The following is a 25,672-nucleotide window of genomic DNA, read 5'->3' as shown; positions in this document are numbered from 1 at the left end:
GCGGCGAATGAAGGGGACGGTGCACGCGATGCCAGTGGATAATCTCGTCGATCTGCAGTCGCAGCGCGGTCCTCGCGCCATGCGGCGCTTCTTGCGGGAGGCCGCGTTGATCAACGGCAAATGGGTTCTTGCCGAACGCAAGATCGAGGTTCTCGATCCGGCCAGCGGGGCGCTGGTCGGCACCGTCCCGGATCTCGACGTGAACGATATGAAGGAGGCGATCGCGGGCGCGGTGCAAGCTTTGCGTGCCTGGAAAAGCCTGTTGCCGCGCGAGCGCGGCAACCATTTGCTGGCATGGGCCGACGCGATCCTGGAGGGTAAGCGCGAACTCGCCGCGCTCATGACCGCCGAGCAGGGAAAACCTCTGGCCGATGCGCTAAGCGAGGTCGAGTATGGCGCCAGCTTCGTGCGTTGGTTCGCCGAAGAGGCGAGCCGCGTCTATGGCGAGGTCATCCCGAGCCATCTGCCGCATCGAAAGCTGCTGACCCAGCGTGAGGCGCTCGGGGTCGTCGGCTTAGTGACGCCCTGGAATTTTCCGTCCGCGATGCTCACCCGGAAGGCCGCTGCTGCGCTGGCTGCCGGCTGCACGGTCGTTGCGGTGCCATCGAGCGAAACGCCGTTCTCGGCGTTGGCATTGGCGATGATCGCCCAAAATGTCGGCATCCCGGCCGGGGTCTTCTCCGTATTGACGGGCGACGCGCCGACCCTCGTCGGAGAATTGTGCCGGCATCCTGCCGTGCGCGGGCTGTCCTTCACAGGATCAACCGAGGTCGGGCGAATTCTCGCGGCGCAATGCGCGCCGACGCTCAAGAGGGTATCGATGGAACTGGGCGGGCACGCGCCGTTGCTCGTCTTTCCCGATGCGGATATCCACTCTACCGCGGCAGCGGCGGTCGCCGCCAAGTTCCAGACGAGCGGCCAGGATTGCCTCGCCGCCAATCGGATTTACGTCCACCGCGATATTTATGCGCCGTTCGTCGACGCATTCGCGGTCGCCACCGCGCGTATTAGGGTCGGTGCGGGAACTGATGGCGGCGTCGAGCTCGGGCCGCTGATTAACCAGCGGACATTCGACAAGTCTGCGGCACATGTGAACGATGCGCTCGGAAAAGGGGCGCGGCTTGTGGCCGGAGGGGGCGGCCATGAACTGGGCGGCTTGTTCTTCGCGCCGACCGTTCTTGCCGACGTCACCCTCGACATGCTCATTACCCGCGAAGAGACGTTTGGCCCGGTAGCGGCGCTGATCCCCTTCGATGGCGAGGCCGAGGTCGTCGCGGCGGCAAACGATACCGAATATGGCCTCGCCGCCTATGTCTTCACGCGCGATCTGGCTCGCGCGCACCGCGTCGCCGATGCACTCGAATACGGAATGGTCGGGATCAACACCGTCAGCATGACCGGCGCGCCGATTCCCTTCGGGGGCATCAAACAGTCCGGACTGGGCCGTGAGGGTTCGCGCCACGGCATCGAGGAATTCACCGAACTCAAATATCTGTGCGTGGACCTTGGTTCCGCCACGCCCGCAACATCATGAAGAAGGGCTGAAAATGGCTAAAGTAGCAACCAAGGTGGTGGAAGCGCTGAAGGAAATCGGCGTGACGCATGTTTTCGGCGTGCCCAGTGGGGGCTGGGTCGATTACATGGAGGAGCTCCGCAAGGCCGACGGCATCGAATTCATCCTGGCGACCCACGAGGGTGGGGCAGGGATGATGGCGGAGGTCTATGGCCGCCTTACCGGAAGGCCGGGGGTATGTTTCGGCACCTTCGGTCCCGGCGCCACGAATCTCGCGACCGGTGTCGGCGAAGCTTTGCTAGATCGCTCTCCAATGATCGCGCTGACTGATGAATTCGGCCCGAAATTGCGTGGCCGAACCGTGCAGATGGGCATCGACCACCAGGCGCTATTCGCCCCGCTCACCAAGAAGACGACGCGGCTCGCCGCGGACTCGGTGAAGGCGACGTTGTTCGACGCGGCGGCAGTAGCGATGAGCGCTCGTCCCGGCCCGGTACACGTAGGGCTTCCCGTGGGATTGTCAGCGACGGAGGCAGGGGAGGAATCGGTCACCTTCACCCCGCCCGCGGGTCCGCCAACTGCCGATCCGACGGCGGTCGCCGCTGCCGCGCAAGCTCTGTTCGCTGCTCGCAAGCCGATCATCGCGGTGGGCCTTGGCGCCGTTGCGGCGGGAGTCGGGGGCAAGGTTCGGGAACTCGCCGAGCGGTTCGATCTGCCGGTCGTCCTGACGCCGATGGCGAAGGGGTTGCTGCCCGAACAGCATCGCAGTTATGCCGGCGTCCTCTTCCATGCGCTCAGCAACGAGGTTGGCGAAACCCACGCCCAGGCCGATCTGGTCATCGGCGTCGGCTACGATCCGGTCGAGTTTAACTACGAAAGCTGGATGCCGCGAGTGCCGCTGGTGAGCCTCGATACCGAACCGGCGGATATCGAGGAAGGTTATCCCGTTGCGGCTGACGTCGTCGGCGACATCGAAACCAGCCTGGACGCGCTCCTGGCATTGCAAAGCGACGCCAAGGATTGGGACATGGCGGCCCTGGCCGATCGTCGCGCGTCGATGTTCAAGAAGCTCGAGCCGGGAAATGGTCCGTTCGGACCCTGTGCGGTCCTGACGATCTTGCGCGACATGCTCCCCCAGGACGGCATCATGGCCTGCGACGTCGGGGCACACACCCATCTGATCGGGCAGCTCTGGCGTACACCGGCGCCCGGCACGCAACTTATGACCGACGGCTGGTCGACGATGGGGTTCGGCCTGCCGGCGGCGATTGCGGCCAAGATGGTTCATCCCGATCGCGCCGTCTGCGCGGTGGTCGGGGATGGGGGTTTTCTGATGACCGTCGGCGAACTCGCGACCGCGGTGCGCTACAACACGAAGATCGTCGTCGTCGTGTTGACCGACAATGACCTGGCGCTGATCAGGATCAAGCAGGAGAAGAAGGGTAACCCGATCTACGGCACGCCGGTGCGTCCTGGCGGGACGATCGGCGGCAGTAATCTCTTCGGTGTTCCCGTCATCAGCACCAGTGCGCCTGACGAATTTCGTGCTGCGCTCGACGCCGCCTTTGCCGCTGAAGGACCGATGATCGTCGAGGCGATCGTCGACAGCCGCGAATATGACGGTCTCGTCCTGAAGAAAGACAAGGTCGAGGCATGACGATGGCCACAAGCATCAAATTTGACGGGACTTTATGGTAATATGAACAGCATCTATCTTTGCAAAGCCGGCGACGTCCCCGAGAACGGTGTCATCCAGGTCACGCCGCCGGGATTCGATGACGGCATCGCGGTGTATCGGCTCGAAGACGGCTTCTACGCCACCGACGACATGTGCACGCATGCGCTCGTGTCGCTATCGGGAGGGGAAGTCGAGGATGGCGTCATTTTCTGCCCGCTCCACGGCGGTGCTTTCGATATCCGTACGGGTGCCGCGACGGAATTTCCCTGCACCAGGGCTTTGAAAACCTACGCCGTCGAAGAACGGGATGGTTCGCTCTTTGCGCGAGCGGATTGACTTACCCGAGCGCGCTCGTCCGACCTGGCAGCGCTTCGCCGCAAAGCATGAGCTCGCCGTGTCCTTTACGGGCGCGGCGCGTTCACGCCGGCCGCCGCTTTCACTGCCGTAGCGCTCTTTCCGGCTCGCGCGTTCGATCGCCGAAAGACGCCAGATCCTCGACTTGACAACGTCAATTAATGTATACACCATGCGGCATACCTAAACCGTCCTGGGCTGTATCACATGGCGCTGCGGATCGGCGGTAATGAGGTCCACGTAGGTCGCGGGCCGTTTCTGGCAGCGGGCATGCAAGCATGCAGCTCGCGGCTTGTCAGAAAAAGGGAGGGTGAAAATGATCGCGTTCAACAGTCGTGTCCGGCTCCTTAGAAGCCGCATGACGTACTCAGTTGCCGCAAGCGCGTTGTTGTTGGCGCTGTCCGGGCAGGCGTGCGCCCAGAGCGGCCCGGCTTCGGATGCTTCGCCGGCAGCGCCTCAGGCGAACGATGCGCCCCCCGCCGGGACCGATATCGTCGTTACCGCTACGCGGCGTGGCGATACAAAAACGCGCGATATTCCCCTCGCCATAGCCGCCGTCTCGGGGGAGGCCCTGAAGGAGGCGAATGTTACGAGCTTTCAGGACCTCCGCAAGGTTGATCCGTCGCTCAACATTACCACGTTCGGTGCCGGCCAGCAGCGGACAGTCATTCGTGGCATCCAGTCGCAAGCCGGGGCCACGACCGGCTTGTATCTTGACGAAATGCCGATCGTTGGCGGAACAGGCGCCCCGACCAGCATCTTGGGAGATGGGCGGCCTGCGCTCCAACTCCGCGACATTGACCATATCGAGATTCTCAAGGGTCCCCAGGGCACCTTATTCGGCTCGGGCTCGGTCAGCGGCACTTTGCGCGTGATTACTGCGAAGCCCGACCTGACCTCTTTCGGCGGTCATGCCGAGGGTGCGATCGGCATCCTTGATGGTGGCAATCCCAACTACGATGGCTCGCTGACGCTAAATGTGCCGGTCGTGAAGGACGTGCTGGCCGTTCGAGGCGTTGTCTGGGGGCAGTCGGGCGGCGGCTATATCGATCAGACGATCAATGGCGTCTACCATGCCAACGTCAATGATTCGCACATCACCGGCTTTCGCGTTTCGGCGCTGCTCAAGCCGACTCCGGACCTGAGCTTGCTTTTATCGGCGAGCCAACAAAGAATCCATGTCGATGGCGTCGCTGCTTGGCAGCAGGATCAGGGTCCTTACAAGTCGATTTCCCCATCGGTGGAGTTCTTCCGGGAAAAGGTGCAGCTCTACAACGCGACCGCGGACTATGATCTTGGTTTCGGCAACATCGTTGCCTCCGGGTCATATGGCAAGCAGGACAATCTGGCTGCGCGGGACAGCAGTGTGACCGCGCATCTGTTTCGTTTGGCCGGAACCGTCTATGTGCCGACGATCAATTTCGAATATGCGACCGGCGAGATTCGCTTTTCATCCAAGTTCAGCGGTCCCTTTCAGATCGTTACTGGCCTTTTCTATGAGTATGACAAAAACCTGAATGGAACAAATGCAGTTACCAACGACCGTGCTGGTCTCGCGCGATGCTATACCTATGAAGAGTGTATCGCGGACGGATTCAGGCGTCCGGGTGTGGGAAATAGCGACTATCAGTTCGGCTCGCTGAACACGACCATATCCAACCAATATACGGCATATATTCAGGGTGATTATACAATTGTCGGGAACCTCACAGCCACGGTCGGCTTTCGGTATTTCAAGGCTGACACGCGCCGGATAACGGAGAACCGACAGACTATCTTTCCGGACTTCTTTCGCGGAATTCTGAGCCCGCTCGCGGTCGTCTCCGATCAGACTACGCATGATAAGAAGCCGAGCTACAATTTTTCGCTTCTCTGGAAAGCGACGCCTGACATCAGCCTGTATGCCCGGGCGGCATCGGGGTTCCGCATTGGTGGCGTAAACAGCACGACGTCCCTGGCACAGCAGGCAGGCGTGGTATTTCCCGGCACCTATGGCCCAGACAGTTTGTGGAATTATGAGGCGGGGGTGAAGGGCCTGCTCTTCGACCTCAAGCTTTCGTTCGACATCAGCGCATATCATATCGACTGGTCGGGTCAGCAACTCGTCGCTCAGACAGCCGCGGGTGCGTTCACCTACACGATCAACGCTGGCATCACGCGCACCAATGGCGCCGAACTCAATCTGACCTACCGGCCGGATCGCCATCTGACGCTTGGCGCCGGCATGACCTATGTCGATTCCAAACTCGGCACTGACCTGCCAGCCGATGTCATCGCCTCCGGAACCGTTGGCCACAAGGGCGACCGCCTGCCCTTTATTGCGCGGATCATGGCGAATGCCTCCCTCGAGTATAAGGGCGATATCGGACATCGGGTCGAAGCTTACGGCCGCGCCTCGGTTAATTATCGCAGCGCCTCCTACAGCTCGTTCAGCGCTGCCAGCACTTTCTACACCAAATTGCCTCAGTTCGCGTCGGTCAGCGCAGAGATCGGCATTCGCACCGACCGGGTGGACTATGGAATCTCGGTCGAGAATCTTACCAACAAGGTGGGCTATTTGGGCGTTTATGACTCGGTCGACGGCATCCGCATCTATTCGCCAGGGCCCCGTACGATCAGCATGAAGGCGGCGTTGCGCTTCTGACAGGGAGCCGTCGGGTCAATTGTGCGGCGTTGACCCGACGGCGGCCGTCGAACACGAACTGACCAACGGCCGTTTCGCGGCCAGCAGGAAGAGATCGCTTATGTCACTCAAACCTCTGTACATTATCCTGATAGTGCTCGGATATTGCGGCCTGTTCGCAAGCCCGGCGCAGGCGCAGCAAGCCAAGCCCATGTCGAATTGCGAACGCATGGCGACACTCGATTTTGCTGGTCTGCCTGACGCAGCGACGGCGATCGCGAGTGCGGAAACCGTCGCTGCGGCGCCGGGCGTCTCGAGCTATTGCAAGATATCGGGGACGATCGCGCCGCAGATACAGTTCGAATTGCGCCTGCCGGCGGACTGGAACGGCCGGTATCTCCAGGGCGGGTGCGGCGGTTTTTGCGGCTTCAATCCGATCGAGAATTGCCGGGTCGGCCAGTCACGTGGCTTTGCCGTAGCTGCCAGTAACCTCGGCCATATCGGTGGCGTATGGGTGGCTCCGGTTTGGGCAGGCGATCCGATGCTGCGCCGCGACTTCGGCGGGCGGGCGACGCATGTCCTGGCGGTCGCGGCGAAGGCGATGATCGCGGCCTATTACGGCAATGGCCCTCGCTATAGTTATTTCCAGGGATGCTCGACCGGCGGTCGCGAGGGGCTCCAAATCGCCCAGAACCATCCCACCGATTTCGACGGCGTCATTGCCGGAGATCCGGCGTTCGCCGGCCGTTTGGGCGGAATCTGGAACAATTGGATCGCGTCCACATTGATGGGCCGCGACAACGAGCCGGTATTCGATGCTCAATCGCTCAAGGTATTGCACGCAGCGGTCAACGCGGCGTGCGACACCAAGGATGGGCTCAAGGACGGGATCATCGAAGATTCGCGGCGCTGCAGCTTCGATCCGGTGCAGATCGAATGCCGGACTCAAGATACGTCCAACTGCCTGACCAAAGCCCAGGTGACCGCTGCGCGCGCCATGTACGATGGCGCCCGCAATAGTGCCGGTAAGCTGCTTTACCCTGGGGCTGCGCCGCGTGGCAGTGAGCTTGACTGGAACGGTCCGCTGATGGCGGAGGTCACTCGGCAATCGCTGCGCTTCCTGGCTTTCCCGACCCCGCGGCCGACGTACAATTTCCGCGATTTCAACTGGGATCGCGACGTTGCCGATACGGAAGCTGCAACAACAACATATGATCCGGTTGCGCCCAGGGCGGCTCCCGATCTCGCCGCCTTTCACGCGCGCGGCGGCCGCTTGATCGCCTATCATGGTAGCTACGATTACGCCGTCCCGCCGGACGCACTTATCGATTACTACGCGCAAGTCTGGAATCGCGAAGGCGGATTGACCTCGACGCGCGATTGGTTCCGGCTCTTCATCGTGCCCGGCATGTTCCACTGCCGTGGCGGCGACGCGCCGAACGAGTTCGATATGCTCGCCGCGATCGTCGACTGGGTTGAGCATGGTCGTGCGCCCGACGGTATTGTGGCGACGCAGCATGACAAGGCAGGCACCCTCGTTCGGACACGGCCGCTCTATGCCTATCCCAACGTGGCCCGCTATGTCGGACACGGCGATGTCAACGAAGCAGCCAATTGGGCCATGAAGACAGTGGCCGTTGGTGAAGATCGGGCCGATTGGATCTGGAAGCCAACGGATCGGAATTGATCGGCTCAACGTTACGGCGCGCCTGGCCCGGCGGCAGGCGAGAGTTGGATCGGACAGCGTCGGCGGGAGAGCATCTCGCCGGCGCTGTGCGTTGCGTGTGGCCCAAATAGTCTTTCCGCGTTAGAAAATGTCTGATTCCCATCCGATCGGATATCGCGCGCCCAGACCAATCTCAGACGATTTGCTCTTCACCGATCAGAAGCTGCCACTCCAGCGCGCCTGGCGATCAATATCCAGTTGACCGGCGGCGCGATGGGCACGCCGCAGGGAACTCCGAGCCGCGAGGCACGATCCTGCGCATAGGCGATGTCGATCATCGGCAGGCCTTCGCTCTGTTCGACCTTGACGTCCCCGGCGCCCCGCCCCGTGCGGCGATGCACGCGGGCGATCCTCGCGTCGGTCGCGTTCTATTCGGCGAAGTTCTCGCCGAACACTTTCACCGCCACTTCAGATCGCACGCCGGCTATCAACTCGTTGAACCGCATCTGGGTCGGCTGGGTGACCTCATAGGCATGGCCCTGCACCCGGGCGAGCCCGGCCTCGATCCGTTCGACCACGGCGGCCTTGCCCTCCGACGGGTTGGGCTATTCCTTTCGGTCCCTGAGCATGATGAATGTGTCCGTGGCATTGGGCGGCATCGGGTCCAAGGCAACCTCTACAGTGCTGGTGCGCGAGCGGACGATGCGAATCTCGTGCACCCCCTGGAGACCGCGCTCCGCGTAGGACATCAACTATCTCGAAGGCATCATCCGTCAGGCAATATGATTACTTTCGATTCCCCTGACCCCTTATCAAGCCATCTTGACAAGCGTCGCTATTTTTTGTGTATACAGCATACTGTATATCTATAAAGCGCATGCGACGAGCGTGCTGCGCACACGGACCATCGGGGGAGGGGGCATGAAGTCGTTGAAACAGCGTCTATTCATAAATGCATCGCGCGCCGGCATTTTGATCGGCTTTGCGGGAATGGCTTCCTCGCAGGCCTATGCGCAAACCCAGCCTGATCAGGAGCAACCTCCCTCGGTGGCGAGTGCAGGGCCGCAGGTCGACGCCTCGACAGAGAAGGCCGACATTGTCGTCACGGGCTCGCGGATCGCACGGCGGGATTTCTCGTCGAACAGCCCGATTCTTACGATGAACGAAGCGGCGCTCCAGAGCCAGGGATCGGTAGAGGTGGAGCAGAAGCTTCAGTCCCTCCCGCAGTTCACGCCGGGGGCCACGGCGTTCCAGACCAGCCTGCAGGCGTCGAATGTCGGCCAGCCAACACTGAACCTTCGTGGCTTGGGCGCCTCACGCAACCTGGTGCTGATCGACGGCCGCCGTGCGCAGCCATCGTCGCCGAGCCTTCAGATCGACACCAATTCGATTCCCGCCGCGCTGGTCGACAATGTCGAGGTTATCACGGGCGGTGCGTCGGCGGTCTATGGTTCCGACGCGATCTCGGGCGTGATCAACTTCAAGCTCAAACGTGACTTCAACGGCGTGATAGCTTCGGGTCAAGCCGGCGTCACCGAACTGGGCGATGGCGCGACCTATAATCTGGAGCTAACGGCCGGCAAGACCTTCGCCGATGGCCGTGGGCGCATCATGCTATCGGGGGGCTATTACGGGCGCAACAGCGTCACGATAAATTCGCGCGATTATTTTGCTCGCGCGCGCGCCGCCGGGCTTGGGGGCAGCAATGCCCTGCCAGAGGGTGTGTACCAGCCGACGCTAGCCGGTCCGATCGGTCCGAAGGACTTCGTGCCGCCGAATTTCCTGCCGGGCGGAAACCTGCCTACGGCGTTGGCGCTGTCGACGCTCTTCAACGGCAAATATGGTGTAACCGGCGTCGTCACGCCGAACACCAACATCGGTTTCAATGCAGACGGCACGCTCTACACTCAGAATAACGGGGTGAAGAATTATCGCGGCCCGGGGATCGATGCAGGCTATTTCCTGGACGTCAACGGTCAGCTCGTTTTCACGAACGACCAGTCGAGCAACACGCTGCTCACGACGCCGCTGACTCGCTACAACGCATTTGCGCGCGCCGAATATGAATTCAGCGATTCGCTGACCGTCATGGCCCAAGGCATGTTCACCAAGTACGACACGAACGTTCAGCAGAATGGCGTTCCTGCCGCGTTCAATGTGTGGAACCTCGTACTTCCCGTAACCAACCCGTTCGTACCGGCCGACTTGAAGTCGCTGCTGCAATCCCGCCCGCAGGCTGGGGCGAACTTCGGCCTAATCAAGTCGCTGGAAGCCTTTGGCCCGCGTGCGCAGCGGTTCAATACCGAACTGTATCAGTTGTTGCTAAGCGTCAGCGGCAAGCTGCCCGGGATCGATGGTTCGTGGGAAATCTATGGCACCCATGGCAGCACCAAGATCGACGAAACGACCTATTCCGGTGCCGTTTCCTATCGGCGCCTTGAGCAGCTGTTGTTTGCACCCGACGGTGGCAACAGCCTGTGCACGGGTGGCTTCAATCCATTCGGAAACAACCCGTTGTCGCCGGAATGCGTTGCATTTGCCAGCCGGGAAGCGCCCAAGGATTCGCAGATCACGCAGAACGTCGTGGAAGCCAACCTCCAGGGGCGGTTCTTCACGCTGCCCGCCGGTGACGTGCGCTTCGCGGCCGGTGCCGGATATCGCGAAATCAAATATCAGATGCACAACGATCCGGTATTAAGCACCACCGGCACTTCCGATTTCATCAGCCTTTCAGCTTCGCAGCCTTCGACCGGCTCAATCAACGTTAAGGAGATTTACGGCGAGCTTCTGGTGCCGATCCTGAAGAATGTTCCTGGCATCAAGGAACTGACGATCAGCCCGGCGTTCCGCTATTCGGACTATAGCAGCAGCGGCGGCGTCAGCACCTACAAGGTCGATTTCAATTGGACCATGATCGATGTGGTGCGTCTGCGTGGCGGATATCAACGCGCGATCCGCGCGCCCAATATCGCAGAGTTGTCTCGCGGTGCGGTAGCAAACCCTCCTTTCATCGGTTTCACGGCCCTGGGGCAGGGTGACCCCTGCGATATCGCATCTACTTTCCGACAGGCGACAAATCCTGGCCGAGCTCAGGTTCGTCAATTGTGTATAACCCAAGGCGTGCCCGCAGCGACCGTAGACAGCTTTAGCTTCCCCGTACCACAAGTCGGTGGAACTACCGTCTCGAACAGCGCACTCATACCCGAGACGGCGGACACCTATACCGTCGGCGCCGTATTCCGGCCCGGTCCGGGCAGCGGCATCTTCAGGCGCCTGTCGTTCTCGATCGACTATTACAACATCGCCATCAAGGACGCGATAAACTACATTCCGGCGACAACCGCGCTGCGTAACTGCTTCAACGAGATCGGCGCCAATCCCACGTTCGATCAGAACAGCGTGTTCTGTCAGGCGATCACGCGCTCCGCCGGTGGGCAGATCATCAATCTGGCGACGCGGCCGGTGAACTCGGGTGGGTTCAAGACCGACGGCATCGACTTCCAGCTCGATTGGGGCATCGGCCTTCGCAACGGATCGCTGCTCGCCAATGTGGCCGGCACCTATGTGAACAGTTTCAAGATCGCCAGCCTGTCGAACCTGCCGTTCCTGGAGTTCGCCGGTACGCAGGGCGGGCCGCTGGGTTCGGTTCCTAGGTGGAAGGTGAACTCCACGCTCGCCTACGCCACGGACTCCGCGACGATCGGGGTGCGCTGGAATTATCTCGACGGGATGCGCTCGGCGACAAGCGTGACGAGCCCGACCAGCGTCCGGCCCGGTGTGAGTTCCTACAGCACATTCGATGTCTTTGGCCGGATCAACGTGACCAAAGCGTTCGAAATGCGCGCAGGCGTCACCAATCTTGCCAACAAACAGCCGCTTGATGTGGACGGGTTCGCGGGACAGACCGACCCCTCGCTCTACGACCCGCTCGGCCGCCGCTTTTATGTTGGGTTCACGGCGCGGTATTAGGACTTTCCATAAATCATCCGTCGGGATGCCCCCGAACCTCGCCGGGCCAGGGGCGTTGGTCTTCGGAAAAACGTCCGGCCCCGTGTAGATGGAGGACATTTCCCAATGATGGAAATTCAAGCAGGGTGCGGGCTGGTGCGACCCGTTAGGACGTGAACGTTCAATAATCGATCTTGATGAGTACCTAGTAGATCGAATCGGCTATTCTATGAATATTTGGTTTTTAATAGATTTATAAACTGATATCGGAAAGTTGCGGTTCTTCTGGTACTATTTCTTGAGATTCATTAAAGTGAAGTGGATCGTTTGTGAGTAACAAGACCACGTTCCTCGCCGCCATTTTGGCAAGCACACTTTTGGCGCAGCCGGGGTCCGCGCGGTTGACCGCCGAACGACCGGGAGCGGCCCCCTCGCCATCCCAGTCGGTCGGGGCGGAGCCAGCTGCCCCGCAGCGCGTGCGACCGAATTTTCTGGTGATCGTTGCGGACGATCTTGGTTGGTCCGACTTGGGCACGTTCGGCGGCGAGATTGCAACGCCAAATCTGGATGCATTGGCCAATCGCGGCGTGCGATTTACTGGCTTCCATGCTGCACCGACCTGCTCGCCCAGTCGCTCGATGTTGCTCAGCGGCGTCGACAATCATGAGGCAGGCCTGGGCACCATGCTTGAGGCACGTTCGGCATCCTTGGCCACTCGTCCGGGCTATGAAGGCTTTCTCAACGACCGCGTCGCGTCGATCGCGGAACTGCTGCAGCAGGACGGCTATCGCACCCTGATGTCCGGCAAATGGCACTTGGGACTGACAGAGGACAGAGGGCCGGCGGCGCGAGGTTTCGAGCGTTCATATGCCCTGCTTCAGGGTGATGGCAATCATTTCGGTGTCGATCAGCGAGGCATCTGGAAGCGGTTAAACGCGAATTCGACTTACCGTTATAACGGCAAATTCGTACTCTACCCAACTGGACGTTATTCCGCAGACTATTTCGCCGAACGGCTCATCAACTTTCTCGACGAAGGTGCCAAGGAGAAGCGACCATTTTTCGCCTATCTCGCATTCACTGCACCACACTGGCCGATGCAGGCACCGCCCGAAACCATTGCCAAGTACAAGGGCCGCTATGACGCCGGCTATGAGGTATTGCGCGCGGAACGGCTGGAGCGTCAGAAGAGGTTGGGCCTCGTCGCCCTCGATCAACAACCGCACCCTCTGGGCGGCGTAAAGCCGTGGGAGACGTTGACGCCCTCTGAGAAGGCCTTCGAGGCGCGCAAGATGGAAGTCTATGCGGCGATGGTCGATCGGATGGACCAGAACGTCGGACGGGTCATCGCCGAGCTCAAGCGCACCGGTCGGTACGAGAACACCGTCATCGTTTTCCTTTCCGATAATGGAGCGGAAGGCCGCAAGCTCGATGCGCCTCTCCTACCCCCCAGCGTTCCCATTGATCGCTTGAAGCGGCTCATCGACAACAGTCTTTCCAATATCGGCAGCGCCACATCATATGTTGGCTACGGCCCGGGTTGGGCGGCGGCGAACAGTTCGCCATCTTGGTTAACAAAGGGCTATCCGACCGAAGGTGGCACGCGGGTTGCGGCTTTCGCGTCCGGCAGGGGCGTGATCGGCAGTGGCCGGATCGCGCGCGGCTATCTAAGTATTGTCGATGTCGCGCCCACGCTGCTTGCGCTGGCTGGCATACAGCAGCCGCAGACCTTCAAGGGTCGCTCGATACTGCCGTTCGAGGGCAGGAGCATGGTTCCGGTCCTGGAAGACACTTCAGCTGAAATTCACAATCCCACGGAACCCTTGGGCACCGAGCTGTTCTATCGTCGGGCTTTGCGTAAGGGTGATTGGAAGGCAGTCTATTTGCCCCCATCAGATAGAGCTACTGTTTCAGGTAGTGGGAAGTGGCTATTGTTCAACCTCGCGACCGACCCGGCCGAAACTACCGATCTTGCGGTAGCGCAGCCTCAGAAGCTCGCAGAACTAGTTGCGGACTGGGACCGTTACGCAAAGGAGAAGGGGGTGGCGCTCCCTGATGCCGGCGTCAGCGGCAAATAAAGGTGCAGAACCTCGCCCTCAAGGCCTCGGGCTGACGCTGACAGAAATTCCATCTTCCCACTGGTTTTGCTCCCACGTTCGCTCCCACAGCCCGCGTCGGATGTGATGAAATGTCTTGGCATTCGATGCAGCTGATGTTTCACAAAACGCGCTTAGTATCAAATACCTAGGGGTATTTTGGGCTGTCCTAGGAAACGCCTTTACCGCTCACGGTGACTCCAATGCCACCTTCATCGGATCGGTAAAAAGGGCAGGGCAGCCCGATGCCCATATCTCACTTACGCCCCCTCCCGCGATTTGCCGACTAAGAAATAGCACCGCGGCCAAGCGGCGATGATCGGCCCTGCGGCCAACGCAGCCGGTTCGTGAGACTGCGATCAGACCGTATTGACGGAGCCTGGTAAGGGATCGTCGCCGCGGTGAACCCTTGCACGCGCCGCTGTCGCCCTCCGTTGCGGCACTCCGCCATGAGAAAGCGTAATCTCGCGGGCGAAACCGTGGGACCGCCACCTGACGCGCCACGGCGTTGCGGCCGCTCATTCCGGTCCGCAGAACCCCTTACGCCAAGCGCACAACAATTTGGCCTGTCGTTGCCTTGCTCGAAATCAATGTGCAATGTATACAGTGCGCAGTACACATAGATTGACAATGTCGGAGTGCGCCTTATGGTCTGCCCCATGCCCGAAGGGGGAAGGACGAGGCGAGTAGTGGGCATGGCTGCCTGCTAGAATGTTGAAAAACTGCGGATGTGGCGACGGTCGTCCGCCTCGCACACTTACAAAATTATGACCGACCCGCGTTCGTTCAATTGGAAACGCCGGCATTTGCAGCTCTGGGGAGGAAAGATGAAAATCAAGTGGTTCGTTGGCAGTGCGGTCTCTGTGGCAGCTATGTCTTTTTCGCTTGTGGCGCATGCTCAGGAAGCGGGTGCGGCGGGTAAGGAGGTTGTTCCGGAAAGTGGAGCGCTGGCAGACATTGTTGTCACCGCGCAGCGCCGTGCGCAGAATATGCAAGATGTTCCGATCGCGATCTCGGTAGTGACCGCAGCGTCGATCGAGAATTCCGGGTACAAAGGCCTGACCGATATCCAGTATCTTGCGCCCAGCGTGCAATACGATCCTGCCAGCGGTGGCGGTTTCCAAGTTCGCGGTGTCGGGACGCAGGTGTTCGACTTTTCTACCGAACAGGCGGTCGGTGTCGTTGTCGATGACGTCGTTTATGACCTTCCCCGCAATCCCGGCGTAGCCGGCCTCGCCGACATCGAACGGGTCGAAGTGCTGCGGGGGCCGCAAGGAACGCTGTTCGGCAAAAACGCGTCGGCTGGCGTGATCTCGGTTGTGACGAAAAAACCGGTACTCAAAAAACTCGAAGGCGATTTCAGCGCAAGCCTCGGAGAGCGTTTGGATCGGCGGATCACCGGCAATCTAAATATTCCCCTGGGTGATATCGCGGCTTTGCGGGTGTCGGCTTTCGAGACCGGCCAGCATGGGCTTGGCCGTTATACCCTGCTGGATAAGCGCATGGGCGATGTGAGCGACAGGGGTGTTCGGGCCAAGCTGCTTGTCGCGCCCTCATCGACGCTGGAGTTCGTGGTGACGGCCGATTATTCCACCCACTGGGATAACATTCCCCTCGGTACGCTGCGTTCGGTGACCATTCCGGCCTATGGTCCTTCGGCGGCCGGGGCCGGCGCGGCAGCGACGCCCGACAATCTTAACAACGGCGACCGGTTCGAGAGTTTCGTGAACTTCAAGACCGGGGGGGTATCCCTTTCGGCGAAACTTGATCTCGGCAATCACAGTTTGACGTCGATCACCGCCTATCGAAAGCTGGATTACACCAGCCAGTTGCCACTCGATTTCGAGCCAAATTTCGATTTTCTACCCTACAATGTGGGCACGATTAGCGCCAGCAAGTTGAGCCAAGAACTTCGCCTGGCATCGCCTGGTAACGGTCCGATCCGTTATGTCTTTGGCCTCTATTATAACCGTCTTGATCTTGATTCCACTCAGGAACAAGCGGGCCGGCTGGGTGGAACCTTGCCGCCTGGCGTCTATCTATCCACAACAAATGGCATTCAACACTATACTAACCGGATCGAGAGTGAGGCCGCCTTCGCCAATTTCAATATCGAGCTGGCCAAGGGACTGGAGCTCGTTCTCGGCGGTCGATTTACTCATGATGACAATCGCTCCGCTACGTCCTTCGACGGAACGACACCCCTCGGCTATGTAGCGATACCCATCTCGCCGGTGCCGCCCTCGCCCGGTGGCGTAAGTAAAAGCAATTTTTCTTACAAGATTTCGCCGACGTATAAGATTGGCGAAGACATCATGATCTACGCCAGCTACGCGACCGGGTACAAAGGGCCGGGCGTCGCTTACATTTCCGGTTTGAAACAACCCTATAACGCCGAAACGGTGAAAAGTTACGAAGCTGGCATCAAGTCAGAGTTCCTCGATCGCAAAGTGCGTTTGAACATCGCTGCGTTTCTACAGAACTATACCAATTTCCAGGCCCAGGATCTCCGATTGGTAAACGGTGCGCCGGCCTTCCTGGTCATCAATGCCGGCGGCCTTCGCTCCAAAGGCGTGGAAGCCGAATTGAACGTTCGCGCGACCAAGGCGCTCTCGTTCAACGGCAGCGTCACCTATGCAGATAGCGTGTTCACTGATTATCTGCGAGGCGGGGTCCAGCTGGCTGGTGCACGTCTGACCAACGCGCCGCGATTGTCGGCCGTGCTCGATGCATCGCTTGATCAGCACCTCGGAGACGCCTTCATGATGCACGCCAACGTCGGTGTGTCCTATCGGTCGAAGACCTTCCAGGTGGTCGCCAACCCTGCCTCCATTCAAAAGAGCTATGCGCTGGCGAACGCAAGGCTCGCTTTCGGCCCGACGAACGAGAAGTGGCAAATTGGCATCTATGCCCGCAACATCTTCAACCAGGAGTTCTCGACGCTTTTCGATGCGCTCCCGTTCGGTAACGTCCGTGGCGTTTCAAGCGAGGCGCGGCGAACAGTCGGCGGCTTTGCGAGCGTGAAGTTCTGAACCTGACTGGCAATGCGGCCGACGAATCTGCCGCCAAGGCATATTCGTCCGGCCGCGGCGCGTCATGTCGCCGATGGGTCTAATCCGCCGAGATCCTGGGAGGCGGGCGACCCGAAGAGCACATTGTGGACGCGAATGAGAACCCCTGTCGCGCGCTCCATACGATCAGGCAGGGGCACGAGGGGTTTCGCTGCAAGTATCGTGGCTCCTCTTATCGAAAGATCGGGCCAACAATTCGCCGCGCAAACAGAGGCCAACGGAAATGGATATGGGTAAGCGAAGAAAGACGGCGCTTGGATGGGCAATGGTTGGGCTGACCGGAATAACCACGCTGGCGCGGGCGCAGTCGAGCGACGTACCCGCCGATCCTGATACCCGCGCTGCGAGTACCGAGCGCCAGATGAGCGACGATGAGCGCGTCCGCCTGACCCACGGCATTATGGCGGTGCCCTATTTGGGTAGCAAGATTCCGGCCGAAGCACCCTTTGGTGCCGGATATGTCGAGGGGATCCCCCGGCTCGGTATTCCCGCCCTGACAGAAACCGATGCCGGTCTCGGCGTCGGTTATGTCGGCGGCCTGCGAAAGGATGGCGCAACCGCTCTGCCCTCGGGGCTGGCCATGGGGGCGACCTGGGATCCCGACCTGATCCGCGCAGGCGGCGCGATGGTCGCGGCGGAGGCCCACGCCAAGGGATTCAACGTTGTGCTGGCCGGCGGCATCAACTTGGTGCGCGAGCCGCGCAATGGGCGCAATTTCGAGTATCTTGGCGAAGATCCGCTCCACACCGGGATTCTCGCAGGGGCCGCAGTTTCGGGCATCCAGTCGCGTCACGTCATCTCGACGCTGAAGCATTTCGCGATCAATTCGATGGAGACAGGGCGCCAGTTCCACAACGCGGTGATCGATGATGCGGCACTTCGGATGAGCGACCTTCTCGCCTTCGAGATAGCTATAGAACGCGGCAATCCCGGGGCAATCATGTGCGCCTATAACCGTGTCGGCGGACAATCCGCCTGCGGCAACGATTATCTGCTCAATCAGGTGCTCAAGCGTGACTGGGGCTTCAAGGGCTTCGTCATGTCCGACTGGGGTGCCGTCCACGGTCTGGATTACGCGCTCAGCGGTCTCGACCAGCAATCCGGTGCCCAGCTCGACGACAAGTTGTATTTTGGCGGCGCCTTGTCGACGGCCGCGCAAAACGATCCGCGCTACCGCGCGCGCCTCGCCGACATGAACCGGCGGATCTTGCGATCGATGTTCGCCATAGGCGTCGATCGCGACCCGCCGACCAGGGCACCGATCGATGTCGCCGCCGGTGCGCAGGTCGCCCAGGACATCGCCGAACGCTCCATCGTCCTGTTGCGCAATCGCGGCGGCGCATTGCCACTCGCTGCGTCGGCAAGACGCATCGCCGTGATCGGAGGGCACGCCGATAGCGGCGTTCTGTCGGGCGGAGGCTCGTCGCAGACGCAGGGGGAAGGTGGACCCATCGTCACCATCCCGACGGCGGCCGGACCGTTCGCCGCTGTGCTCACGCAATCCTATCAGGCGTCCTCGCCACTCAGGGCGATCAGGGCGCGGTCGCCCGATGCCGAGGTGATCTATCGCAACGGTCGGTACATCGCCGACGCCGTCACCGCCGCCAAGCATTCCGACGTCGCGATCATCTTTGCGACGCAGTGGATGAGCGAGGGCCTAGACGCGCCCGATTTGTCCTTGCCCGAAGGCCAGGACGCTCTGATCGCGGCTGTCGCCGCGGCCAATCCGAACACGATCGTCGTACTCGAAAACGGGAGCCAGGTGCTGATGCCCTGGCTCGACAAGACCGCTGCTGTCGTCGAAGCATGGTATCCCGGTGCACGGGGTGGCGAGGCGATCGCGCGAGTCCTGTTCGGCGACGTCAATCCATCGGGTCGTCTGCCGGTGACGTTTCCAGCCTCAATCGCGCAATTGCCGCGCCCGGAGCTGCCCGGCAGCGCGACGGTCGAACCAAGCTTCATCGGCAAAGGCAAACCGGGGCAAACGCTCGACGTGGACTACAATATCGAAGGCGCAGACGTCGGATATCGCTGGTTCGCGCGCCAGCGCGCCACGCCGTTGTTCGGGTTCGGGTTCGGTTTGAGCTATACCAGCTTCGATCACGGCCCCATGTCGATTTTACCTGGACGACAGCCGACCGCGCGCTTCGCCATTCAGAATAGCGGCAAACGGGCCGGCGCCGACGTCGGCCAGGTCTATCTCGTCGGCACGCCCGCTGGTGCCACGCTGCGGCTTGCGGGGTTCCAGCGCGTCGATTTGAAACCCGGCGAGCGGCGAACACTCGAGGTCACGCTCGATCCGCGCATTCTGGCCACTTGGCGGAATGGACGCTGGCAGATTCTGGCGGGCAGCTACCGCTTCGCGCTGGGCAGGTCCGCGACGACATTGGGTTCGCCTGTCACCGTCAAATTGCAGGGGCGCGAATGGTAAAGGATCGACCTACTAGGATTTGCCGCCCAGAACCGGCTGATACGATGCGCAACGTCAACCGCGCGATCGGCCGGTCCCTTCTATGGCTGATTTGGACCGGTGCCAGCGCCCTGTTCCTAGTCTTCTTCCTGTGGTCGGTCCTGCCCGGAGCTATTGCCCGCGCGTTGCCGACGAGTTGGTATTATCCAGAATGACGAGCGGCGCGCGACCGGGAAATGTCGGTGGCTGCCGATCGCAACCTCCGCCGAAAATGAGCGAAAACATCAACGACGGTAAAGAGGCGAACTGCCTTCCGCCTCTCAAGTGATGCATGTCGTCGCGCGTCATTCGACCGACCGAAACGAACAAAGGCGCCTCGAGGAGAGCCATTGATGCGGAAAATGTCCAGCGCCGCCGATCGCGCTCCCTTGTCAGAAAATCCGCAAAAGAGATTTCCGTCTCGCCAGGCAACCAGTACCGCTCATCCTGTGTGCCGCACCAGGTTGCGCAGGAACTCGTTCGAATGTGTCATCATCGCATAATGACCGCCGTCGATCAGGCGCGCGCGCTTGGAAGGCGCTCGGACCTTGTTGAAATAGTCCATGGCTGCCTTCGCCGACGCTACATAATCGTCTCGACCGTGCAGGAGAACGTACGGGATATCATAAGCGAACCCGACATCAGACATGTCGATCTGGCTAACTGTCGAGCCAAGGCGGGAGAAGGAGAAGAACAGGCCCTCCTGCCAATCCTTCGCGTCCTGGGGCGTCATGCCTGCAGCCACCTCGATATTATGGTGCATCGCGTCACTCCAGGCGATGTCGGTCGGGGCGAGATAAAGGTTCAGCCATCGCCGAAGATCGAAATAGGGGCCGTTGCTGGCGAGGGCGTCGGCGTTCAGCGCCTGGAGGGCGGCGAGTGCTTCGGCGTTGGCTGTGGCCTGGGCGCGCGCGGTTGCGAACGCCAGCTCGTCCCTGATCAGTCTTCGCCAACTCGACAACTGGCCGGTTCCGACAAGTGCGGTGAAGAGGTCTGGCCGCGACTTTGCGATCCGCCCCGCTAGATAGCTCCCCCAGGAATGCCCGATCAGGATGGGTCGGCGGCCGAATCTGTTCTTCAATCGCTCGCCGAGTTCAATCCCGTCGTGGACCAAGCGCTCGGCTGACAGGTCGGCTTCGCGGTTGCGGCCAAAGGTTCGACCGCTGCCCCGCTGGTCCCACTGGACGACGGTAAAAAATTTCTCCCAATCACTTGTATAGAGGGCGCTCAGCGGGGACTGAGCCTCCCCCGGGCCGCCATGGATGATGAGAACGACCGGGTTCCGGGCGCTGCGGCCGCGGATGGAGACCCACTGGTCAATCTCGCCCAGAGTCTGAAAGCCGGCCTCGTTCAGGCTGCCGTTCGAGGCCGTCGCAGGGGAGGTCAATAGGGTCGCCGAGGAGGCGAGTAGAGCCGATGACCCAAGTACAGTTCTGCGCGTGATCATTTTCGGTTCCGCCATCGAGATTTCTCCACTTGCGTCGCGTGAATACTGCATACAGAATGCGCACGCAAGACTCGGGCATGCGCTGCTCGGGCGCACCGGCTGGAGCGACGCATTGAAGACCCGCGAGCACCTTGCTTCGTTATCCGCCGTTCTACTGTGCGCGGCCGCCGCTGCGGCGACGTGGGGCGGGACGCCAAGACCGATCGCGCCGCCGCCGCTGGCGCAGTCGGGCGCGGCAGGTCCCTGCGAGAAGCTGGCCGGGCTGAAACTCGATGACGTTGACGTCGTCAGCGCGACGGCGCAGCCGGACAGGGCGCCGGTTGAAGGCGCGGCCGTCGGTGCGCGTGGGGTGAGCTGGATGATGCCCCTCCCAGAGCTTCCCGCCTTCTGCCGGGTCGTTGGCCGAATCCATCCGGAAGCAGGGTCGGACATCGGCTTCGAGGTATGGCTGCCCGTCAAGGGCTGGGACGGGCGCCTGAGCGGCGTCGGCATCGGTGGTTTCGGGGGAATGATTGACTATCGGTCGCTGAGCTTGATAATTAAGGTCGGCCAGGCTGGTGTGGCGACCGATACCGGTCACACCGGGGCAGGACAACTCGACGCAAGCTGGGCCAAGGGCCATCCGCAGCGCGTTCGCGACTATGGTTGGCGCGCGGTCCACTTGGCGACCGTTCACGCTAAGCAACTGGTCGAGGCATTTTACGGCCGCCGCGCGGACAAGTCCTACTTCATCGGCTGCTCCGGTGGGGGCCGGCAGGGCCTGATCGAGGCTTCGCGTTTTCCGGACGACTATGACGGCGTGCTGGCCGGGGCGCCGGCCGCGTCCTGGACCGATGTCGCGATTGCGATGATCAACGCCGTTCAGGCGCAACTTCCGGCCGGTGCGGCGATCCGCGTCGATCAGATGCAGCTCCTCGAGAGCGAGGTTCAGCGGCAGTGCCATCCGACGGACGGACTTATTTCCGATCCTCGGAAGTGCGGGTTCGACGTTAAGAGGCTGGAATGCGGCACGAACAGTTCGGCCCAATGTTTCAGTCCCGCCCAGACAAAGGCGCTGTCCCGCATCCAAGCCGGTGCGCGCGACAGCGCAGGCCGCCAACTCACTGGTGGCTATCTTCCAGCCGGCGCGGAATCCGGACCCTTTGGCTGGGCGACGTACCTGCTGACCGATGCCTCGGGCGCCTTCGGGGCTCAACTTCACGCCGACGGCCTGACGCAGAATTTCATTCAAGACCAATTCCCGACCGCCGCTGCGTTCAACTTCGACACGGATCCGACGCGGCTGAAGGCGGAGCTGTCCGGCGACCTCGACGTCCAACCGCGTCTTTCCAAATTCTTCGCGCGCGGCGGCAAGCTGATCCTATGGCATGGCTGGGCCGATCCGGCTATTCCGCCGCAAGCCACGCTCGACCTCGACGCTGCCATCCATCGCAATTCATCGCGCGCCAAGAATTCGGAGCGGTTGTTCATGGTGCCCAACGTGCAGCATTGCTTCGGGGGCAACGGACCGGCCTCGTTCGGCCAGAACAACGCGCCACAGCCGGGCGACAAGCCCGACAACAGCATGGCTGCGGCCCTGCAGGAGTGGGTCGAGAAGGGGCGCGCGCCTGACGCTATCACCGCGCGCTTTGGCCTGGGTCTCGGGGGTGCTCCCGCCGTCCAACCGGAGCGGCAGCGCCTGCTCTGCGCGTATCCGCGCCAAGCGGTTTTGAAATCTGGCGCCGCGCCCGACAGCGCGGTCAACTATAACTGCCGCATACCCTCCCGCAATTAGCCGGGAGCTCAGGTGCAGTCGATTCCTGACGATCGACTGCAGCGCAAAGGGCGTGCGGTATTCTGCAATATCGGAGACGGACTATGGATCAAATTTCTCGACGCGAGCTGGCCTCGTTTGGCATCGGCTTGGCCTATCTCTTCACTGGCGGTGCCGCCGCCGCGCTGGATGTCGGTGGCACCGATCCGATGCGGTTCGTTAGTCCGGAATACAAACCGCTCTTTCCCGTTCTGCGCCGGATTGCCGCGATGCCACCATGGGACGCTAAGAGTCTGCCCAACCTGCGGAAACCGAACGCTCTGTTCGTCTCCCCGCCGCCCGCCGCTACTCCCCCTGTGGTGGAGAGCATGATTCCCGGCCCCAAGGGGGCGCCCGACGTCCGGGCGTTCGTGATCAACGGCGGTGCGGCGGGAGCGCTGAAGCCCGCGATCCTGCACATCCATGGCGGCGGTTTCGTGATGGGTAGCGCGAAGGATGGTTTGCGTTCCCTGCAAGAACATGCCGCTGCAATCGATTGCGTGATCGTCACCATCGACTACCGGCTGGCCCCCGAAACACGCTTTCCAGGCGCGTTGGAGGACAATTATGCCGGGCTGAAATGGCTCTATGCTCACGCCGCGGAGTTGGGGGTCGACCGTGAACGGATCGCCGTCATGGGGGACAGCGCAGGCGGCGGCCACGCCGCGATGCTCGCGATTGCAGCGCGCGACCGCGGCGAGGTGCCTCTAGTTTACCAAGTTCTGATCTACCCGATGCTCGACGACCGGACCGGAAGCAGTCGGAAGATGCCGCCCCATCTGGGGCAGATCATGTGGCGACCCGCTGACAATCGTTTCGGCTGGACGTCGCTGCTGGGTGTGCCGGCCGGGTCCGCCCGCGTACCCGCAGGGTCTGTTCCGGCCCGCGTAGGCGATCTGCGAGGTCTGCCGCCGGCGTTCATTGCCGTCGGATCGATCGACCTCTTCGTGGACGAGGACGTCGATTATGCACGCCGGCTGATCGACGTGGGCATTCCGGCGGAACTGCACGTCTATCGCGGCGCTCCGCATGGCTTCGACCGCCTGCCCAGCGAGACTGCGCGGCAGTTCAACCTTGTGCTCCGGACCGCGATCAAGAACGCCTTCGATTTCGCGAAAAAGTGACGAAAGGCCGCCTTGTTCGGCGCGGCGTGCCATCACCGATTGTCGCTCCAAGTTGCGAGGATACGAGAGGTTCCACATGAACGATGAAGATCCGCCTACATCCCTAGACGCGGTGATCGCAGCGTTTGTGCAGCCAACGCCGGCACCCTTTCAACTCTTTGTGGACACCGTGATGGTTGCCGAATTGGTCAAGGGGACGGCGACGCGTCCGATTATCGCAAGGGAGCTTCCTATCCTGCTCAGGCTCACCGACAGGCCATTCGTTGGCAGCGCGACGTTGCGTCAATAGACTCGCCTGCTCCCGGCCATCACGCCGCAGTTTATCGAACGCATCGATACCGAGCTGCGCACCTCGCCGCCTGCGGATTGGCCCGTGCCGGCTGTGCGGCCCCATGTCGCGCGGAGGTCGATGATGTCGCATTCGGATGAGCCATGGACGCTCGGGCGGCGCGAAGCCCTTGCAGTTGCTGCCGCCGGCATCAGTGCGCTGATCTGCCAACCTGTCAATGCCCGGTTCGCAAAAACGGAGGATGCCGAAAGAAAGGGCGTCGGATCCGCGCGTTCAATGATGGTTGGCGCTTCCACCGAAGGGGCGGCGAAGGCTTCGAGAATGCCACCGCTGTGGACGAAGGCTGGCGGCAGGTCGGGCTGCCGCATGATTGCTAGATTGAAGACATCCCGCCGTCGGAAGCTTCGAACGCGAGCGGACCGGTCACCAAGGGAGCTTGGCCTATGTGCTCGTCGAGGTCTGCGACGTCCGTGGCAGACTTTGCCCGAACGCGCCCTCTCCGATCACGGCGCAATTGCAAGGTCCCGCGAAACTCGCCGCATTCGGAAATGCCGACCCACGCAACGCCGTCAGCGTGCAGAGGCCGGGGAGCAACGCTTTTCGGGGTCGGGCTCTCGCCATTGTGCGGCCGAATGGTTCGCGCGGGCTGATCCAACTCCATGTTGCGAGCCCGGGCCTGGGGGTGCGGTCACCGTGCTGTCGGTCCGATGACCTCTCCGGCAGTCGCATTTCCGACGCGGTTCAACATCGGGTATCCTCCCGACCGCGCGAGTCATCGCGCGCCGGCGGTTGGTCGCGGGCCTCTACTCTAGTCTAGCGAGAACGCGCTCGGCGGGCCGGCGAAGGGCGAGGGCGGGGCGTCGTCGGGATGCTTTTGTCCTCGTAGGAATTCGAGGATCTCTGCGTGCCGGTCCTCTGGAGCAGCCGCTCGCTTTCTTCCTCCCCCAGCGTCCTGTCGCTGACCGTGATCATGAAGTTCCGCACGATCTGTTCGGCTTCTACCGCGGCCCCTTTGCGGATCGCGTTCAGCAAAAGCTGGGTGTAGTGCACGTCGATCGCCTGGTTGGCAGGGTCCCTGAACATCTCGTTGCGGGCGGCAAGGAACTGGTCTTCGACCAGCATGGCGCATCGGCGGAGCGCAACGTTGCGGCACATCGCGCGCATGGCGACGCGGAGTTCGTGCGACGCATCGACAAATGCCTCGAACTTACCCGCCTTGTGCGCCTTGCGTAACCCCTCAAAGGCGTGGGTCATCCTTTTGACGCCGTCTTTGTCACCGGACTGCGCCGCATAGAAGGCAACTTTTGGATCCAGCAGAAGGTGCACTTCCAGCCGATCCGCAAAACTGCGGGAGTCGTCCGGAGGCACCAGGTACCCACGCTCTTCGCTCACAATGAGCCCATCGTTAACCAGCTGAAACAGCGCCTCCCGAACCGGCGTGCGGGAAACGCCATAGCGCGCCGCGAGCTCGACCTCGACGAAGCGCTCGCCCGCAGCGAGTCGGCCGTGGGAGAGGTCGCCTCGGATCAGGTCATAGACCTGCTCACGCAAGCTCCGGCCCAACACTGCTTTCCTAGATGCATCCTTCAACTCGCCGCCCTCCAACTGCACGCTGACCTCGC

The 25,672-nt window shown here is 61.3% G+C and carries 18 protein-coding genes; 13 read left to right on the top strand and 5 right to left on the bottom strand.

Going from position 1 to position 25,672, the window contains the following annotated elements:
* Positions 1-79 precede the first annotated feature (79 nt).
* The 5 genes from SMA01S_RS02645 (at position 80) to SMA01S_RS02625 (ending at position 7,855) form a co-directional block, all read left to right on the top strand.
* Positions 80-1,534, top strand: coding sequence for an NAD-dependent succinate-semialdehyde dehydrogenase (locus SMA01S_RS02645; protein ID WP_218016822.1), 1,455 nt, complete (start codon positions 80-82; stop codon positions 1,532-1,534).
* 13 nt (positions 1,535-1,547) lie between these two features.
* Positions 1,548-3,170 (top strand): thiamine pyrophosphate-binding protein, encoded by a 1,623-nt coding sequence (locus SMA01S_RS02640; RefSeq protein ID WP_066817012.1) that lies wholly within the window; start codon positions 1,548-1,550, stop codon positions 3,168-3,170.
* Between the two features lie 42 nt (positions 3,171-3,212).
* Positions 3,213-3,527, top strand: coding sequence for a non-heme iron oxygenase ferredoxin subunit (locus tag SMA01S_RS02635; protein ID WP_066817011.1), 315 nt, complete (start codon positions 3,213-3,215; stop codon positions 3,525-3,527).
* Positions 3,528-3,861: 334 nt separating this feature from the next.
* Entirely contained in the window at positions 3,862-6,189 is a 2,328-nt protein-coding gene (locus tag SMA01S_RS02630) for a TonB-dependent receptor (RefSeq protein ID WP_084250001.1), read from the top strand.
* Positions 6,190-6,289: 100 nt separating this feature from the next.
* On the top strand, positions 6,290-7,855 hold the full coding sequence (locus SMA01S_RS02625; RefSeq protein WP_157093762.1) for a tannase/feruloyl esterase family alpha/beta hydrolase: 1,566 nt from the start codon (positions 6,290-6,292) through the stop codon (positions 7,853-7,855).
* Between the two features lie 188 nt (positions 7,856-8,043).
* On the opposite strand, the gene SMA01S_RS02620 is transcribed toward SMA01S_RS02625, so the two are convergent.
* Both SMA01S_RS02620 and SMA01S_RS24410 read right to left on the bottom strand, forming a co-directional pair.
* On the bottom strand, positions 8,044-8,235 hold the full coding sequence (locus SMA01S_RS02620; protein ID WP_066817009.1) for a hypothetical protein: 192 nt from the start codon (positions 8,233-8,235) through the stop codon (positions 8,044-8,046).
* 27 nt (positions 8,236-8,262) lie between these two features.
* Positions 8,263-8,412 (bottom strand): hypothetical protein, encoded by a 150-nt coding sequence (locus SMA01S_RS24410; RefSeq protein ID WP_157093761.1) that lies wholly within the window; start codon positions 8,410-8,412, stop codon positions 8,263-8,265.
* A gap of 343 nt (positions 8,413-8,755) precedes the next feature.
* Here SMA01S_RS24410 and SMA01S_RS02615 point away from each other — a divergent pair, with 343 nt between their 5' ends.
* From SMA01S_RS02615 to SMA01S_RS02600, 4 genes are all read left to right on the top strand, one after another.
* The gene (locus SMA01S_RS02615; protein ID WP_066817007.1) at positions 8,756-11,803 is read left to right on the top strand and encodes a TonB-dependent receptor domain-containing protein; all 3,048 of its coding nucleotides are present in this window, start codon (positions 8,756-8,758) and stop codon (positions 11,801-11,803) included.
* A 308-nt stretch (positions 11,804-12,111) separates the two neighbouring features.
* Positions 12,112-13,860 carry an arylsulfatase gene (locus tag SMA01S_RS02610; RefSeq protein ID WP_084250000.1) on the top strand — a complete coding sequence of 583 codons (1,749 nt, stop codon included), beginning with the start codon at positions 12,112-12,114 and terminating at the stop codon, positions 13,858-13,860.
* Between the two features lie 785 nt (positions 13,861-14,645).
* Positions 14,646-16,910, top strand: coding sequence for a TonB-dependent receptor (locus SMA01S_RS02605; RefSeq protein ID WP_218016805.1), 2,265 nt, complete (start codon positions 14,646-14,648; stop codon positions 16,908-16,910).
* Positions 16,911-17,214: 304 nt separating this feature from the next.
* Entirely contained in the window at positions 17,215-19,380 is a 2,166-nt protein-coding gene (locus SMA01S_RS02600; protein ID WP_218016804.1) for a glycoside hydrolase family 3 C-terminal domain-containing protein, read from the top strand.
* A gap of 460 nt (positions 19,381-19,840) precedes the next feature.
* On the opposite strand, the gene SMA01S_RS24060 is transcribed toward SMA01S_RS02600, so the two are convergent.
* Complete coding sequence (locus SMA01S_RS24060) at positions 19,841-20,860, bottom strand: alpha/beta hydrolase (protein ID WP_169804170.1); 1,020 nt, start codon at positions 20,858-20,860, stop codon at positions 19,841-19,843.
* Between SMA01S_RS24060 and SMA01S_RS02590 the strand changes: the two genes are divergently transcribed.
* From SMA01S_RS02590 to SMA01S_RS02580, 3 genes are all read left to right on the top strand, one after another.
* On the top strand, positions 20,838-22,619 hold the full coding sequence (locus SMA01S_RS02590) for a tannase/feruloyl esterase family alpha/beta hydrolase (RefSeq protein ID WP_066817002.1): 1,782 nt from the start codon (positions 20,838-20,840) through the stop codon (positions 22,617-22,619). The genes SMA01S_RS24060 and SMA01S_RS02590 overlap by 23 nt on opposite strands.
* Before the next feature lie 83 nt (positions 22,620-22,702).
* Positions 22,703-23,761 carry an alpha/beta hydrolase gene (locus SMA01S_RS02585; RefSeq protein ID WP_066817000.1) on the top strand — a complete coding sequence of 353 codons (1,059 nt, stop codon included), beginning with the start codon at positions 22,703-22,705 and terminating at the stop codon, positions 23,759-23,761.
* Positions 23,762-23,837: 76 nt separating this feature from the next.
* Positions 23,838-24,050: a hypothetical protein gene (locus tag SMA01S_RS02580; protein ID WP_066816998.1), complete on the top strand. Its 213-nt coding sequence runs from the start codon at positions 23,838-23,840 to the stop codon at positions 24,048-24,050.
* Here the strand turns inward: SMA01S_RS02580 and SMA01S_RS24405 are convergent.
* Entirely contained in the window at positions 24,044-24,418 is a 375-nt protein-coding gene (locus tag SMA01S_RS24405; RefSeq protein ID WP_157093759.1) for a hypothetical protein, read from the bottom strand. The genes SMA01S_RS02580 and SMA01S_RS24405 overlap by 7 nt on opposite strands.
* A 68-nt stretch (positions 24,419-24,486) precedes the next feature.
* Here SMA01S_RS24405 and SMA01S_RS25340 point away from each other — a divergent pair, with 68 nt between their 5' ends.
* A complete protein-coding gene (locus tag SMA01S_RS25340; protein WP_169804169.1) occupies positions 24,487-24,867 on the top strand; it encodes a hypothetical protein in 381 nt (126 codons plus the stop codon).
* Here the strand turns inward: SMA01S_RS25340 and SMA01S_RS02575 are convergent.
* Positions 24,864-25,601: a GntR family transcriptional regulator gene (locus SMA01S_RS02575; RefSeq protein WP_169804168.1), complete on the bottom strand. Its 738-nt coding sequence runs from the start codon at positions 25,599-25,601 to the stop codon at positions 24,864-24,866. The genes SMA01S_RS25340 and SMA01S_RS02575 overlap by 4 nt on opposite strands.
* Between the last annotated feature and the right edge of the window lie 71 nt (positions 25,602-25,672).

Origin of the sequence: Sphingomonas mali NBRC 15500, assembly GCF_001598415.1 — a bacterium.
In the GTDB taxonomy this organism is placed as follows: Bacteria; Pseudomonadota; Alphaproteobacteria; order Sphingomonadales; family Sphingomonadaceae; genus Sphingomonas; species Sphingomonas mali.
This window is presented reverse-complemented; position numbering and strand designations above follow the sequence as displayed.

Coding starts and splice junctions, on each gene's coding strand:
- SMA01S_RS02645 (WP_218016822.1), top strand. CDS start 80: ATGCGGCGCTTCTTGCGGGAGGCCGCGTTGATCAACGGCAAATGGGTT.
- SMA01S_RS02640 (WP_066817012.1), top strand. CDS start 1,548: ATGGCTAAAGTAGCAACCAAGGTGGTGGAAGCGCTGAAGGAAATCGGC.
- SMA01S_RS02635 (WP_066817011.1), top strand. CDS start 3,213: ATGAACAGCATCTATCTTTGCAAAGCCGGCGACGTCCCCGAGAACGGT.
- SMA01S_RS02630 (WP_084250001.1), top strand. CDS start 3,862: ATGATCGCGTTCAACAGTCGTGTCCGGCTCCTTAGAAGCCGCATGACG.
- SMA01S_RS02625 (WP_157093762.1), top strand. CDS start 6,290: ATGTCACTCAAACCTCTGTACATTATCCTGATAGTGCTCGGATATTGC.
- SMA01S_RS02615 (WP_066817007.1), top strand. CDS start 8,756: ATGAAGTCGTTGAAACAGCGTCTATTCATAAATGCATCGCGCGCCGGC.
- SMA01S_RS02605 (WP_218016805.1), top strand. CDS start 14,646: ATGACCGACCCGCGTTCGTTCAATTGGAAACGCCGGCATTTGCAGCTC.
- SMA01S_RS02600 (WP_218016804.1), top strand. CDS start 17,215: ATGGTTGGGCTGACCGGAATAACCACGCTGGCGCGGGCGCAGTCGAGC.
- SMA01S_RS24060 (WP_169804170.1), bottom strand. CDS start 20,860: ATGGCGGAACCGAAAATGATCACGCGCAGAACTGTACTTGGGTCATCG.
- SMA01S_RS02585 (WP_066817000.1), top strand. CDS start 22,703: ATGGATCAAATTTCTCGACGCGAGCTGGCCTCGTTTGGCATCGGCTTG.
- SMA01S_RS02580 (WP_066816998.1), top strand. CDS start 23,838: ATGAACGATGAAGATCCGCCTACATCCCTAGACGCGGTGATCGCAGCG.
- SMA01S_RS24405 (WP_157093759.1), bottom strand. CDS start 24,418: ATGCGGCAGCCCGACCTGCCGCCAGCCTTCGTCCACAGCGGTGGCATT.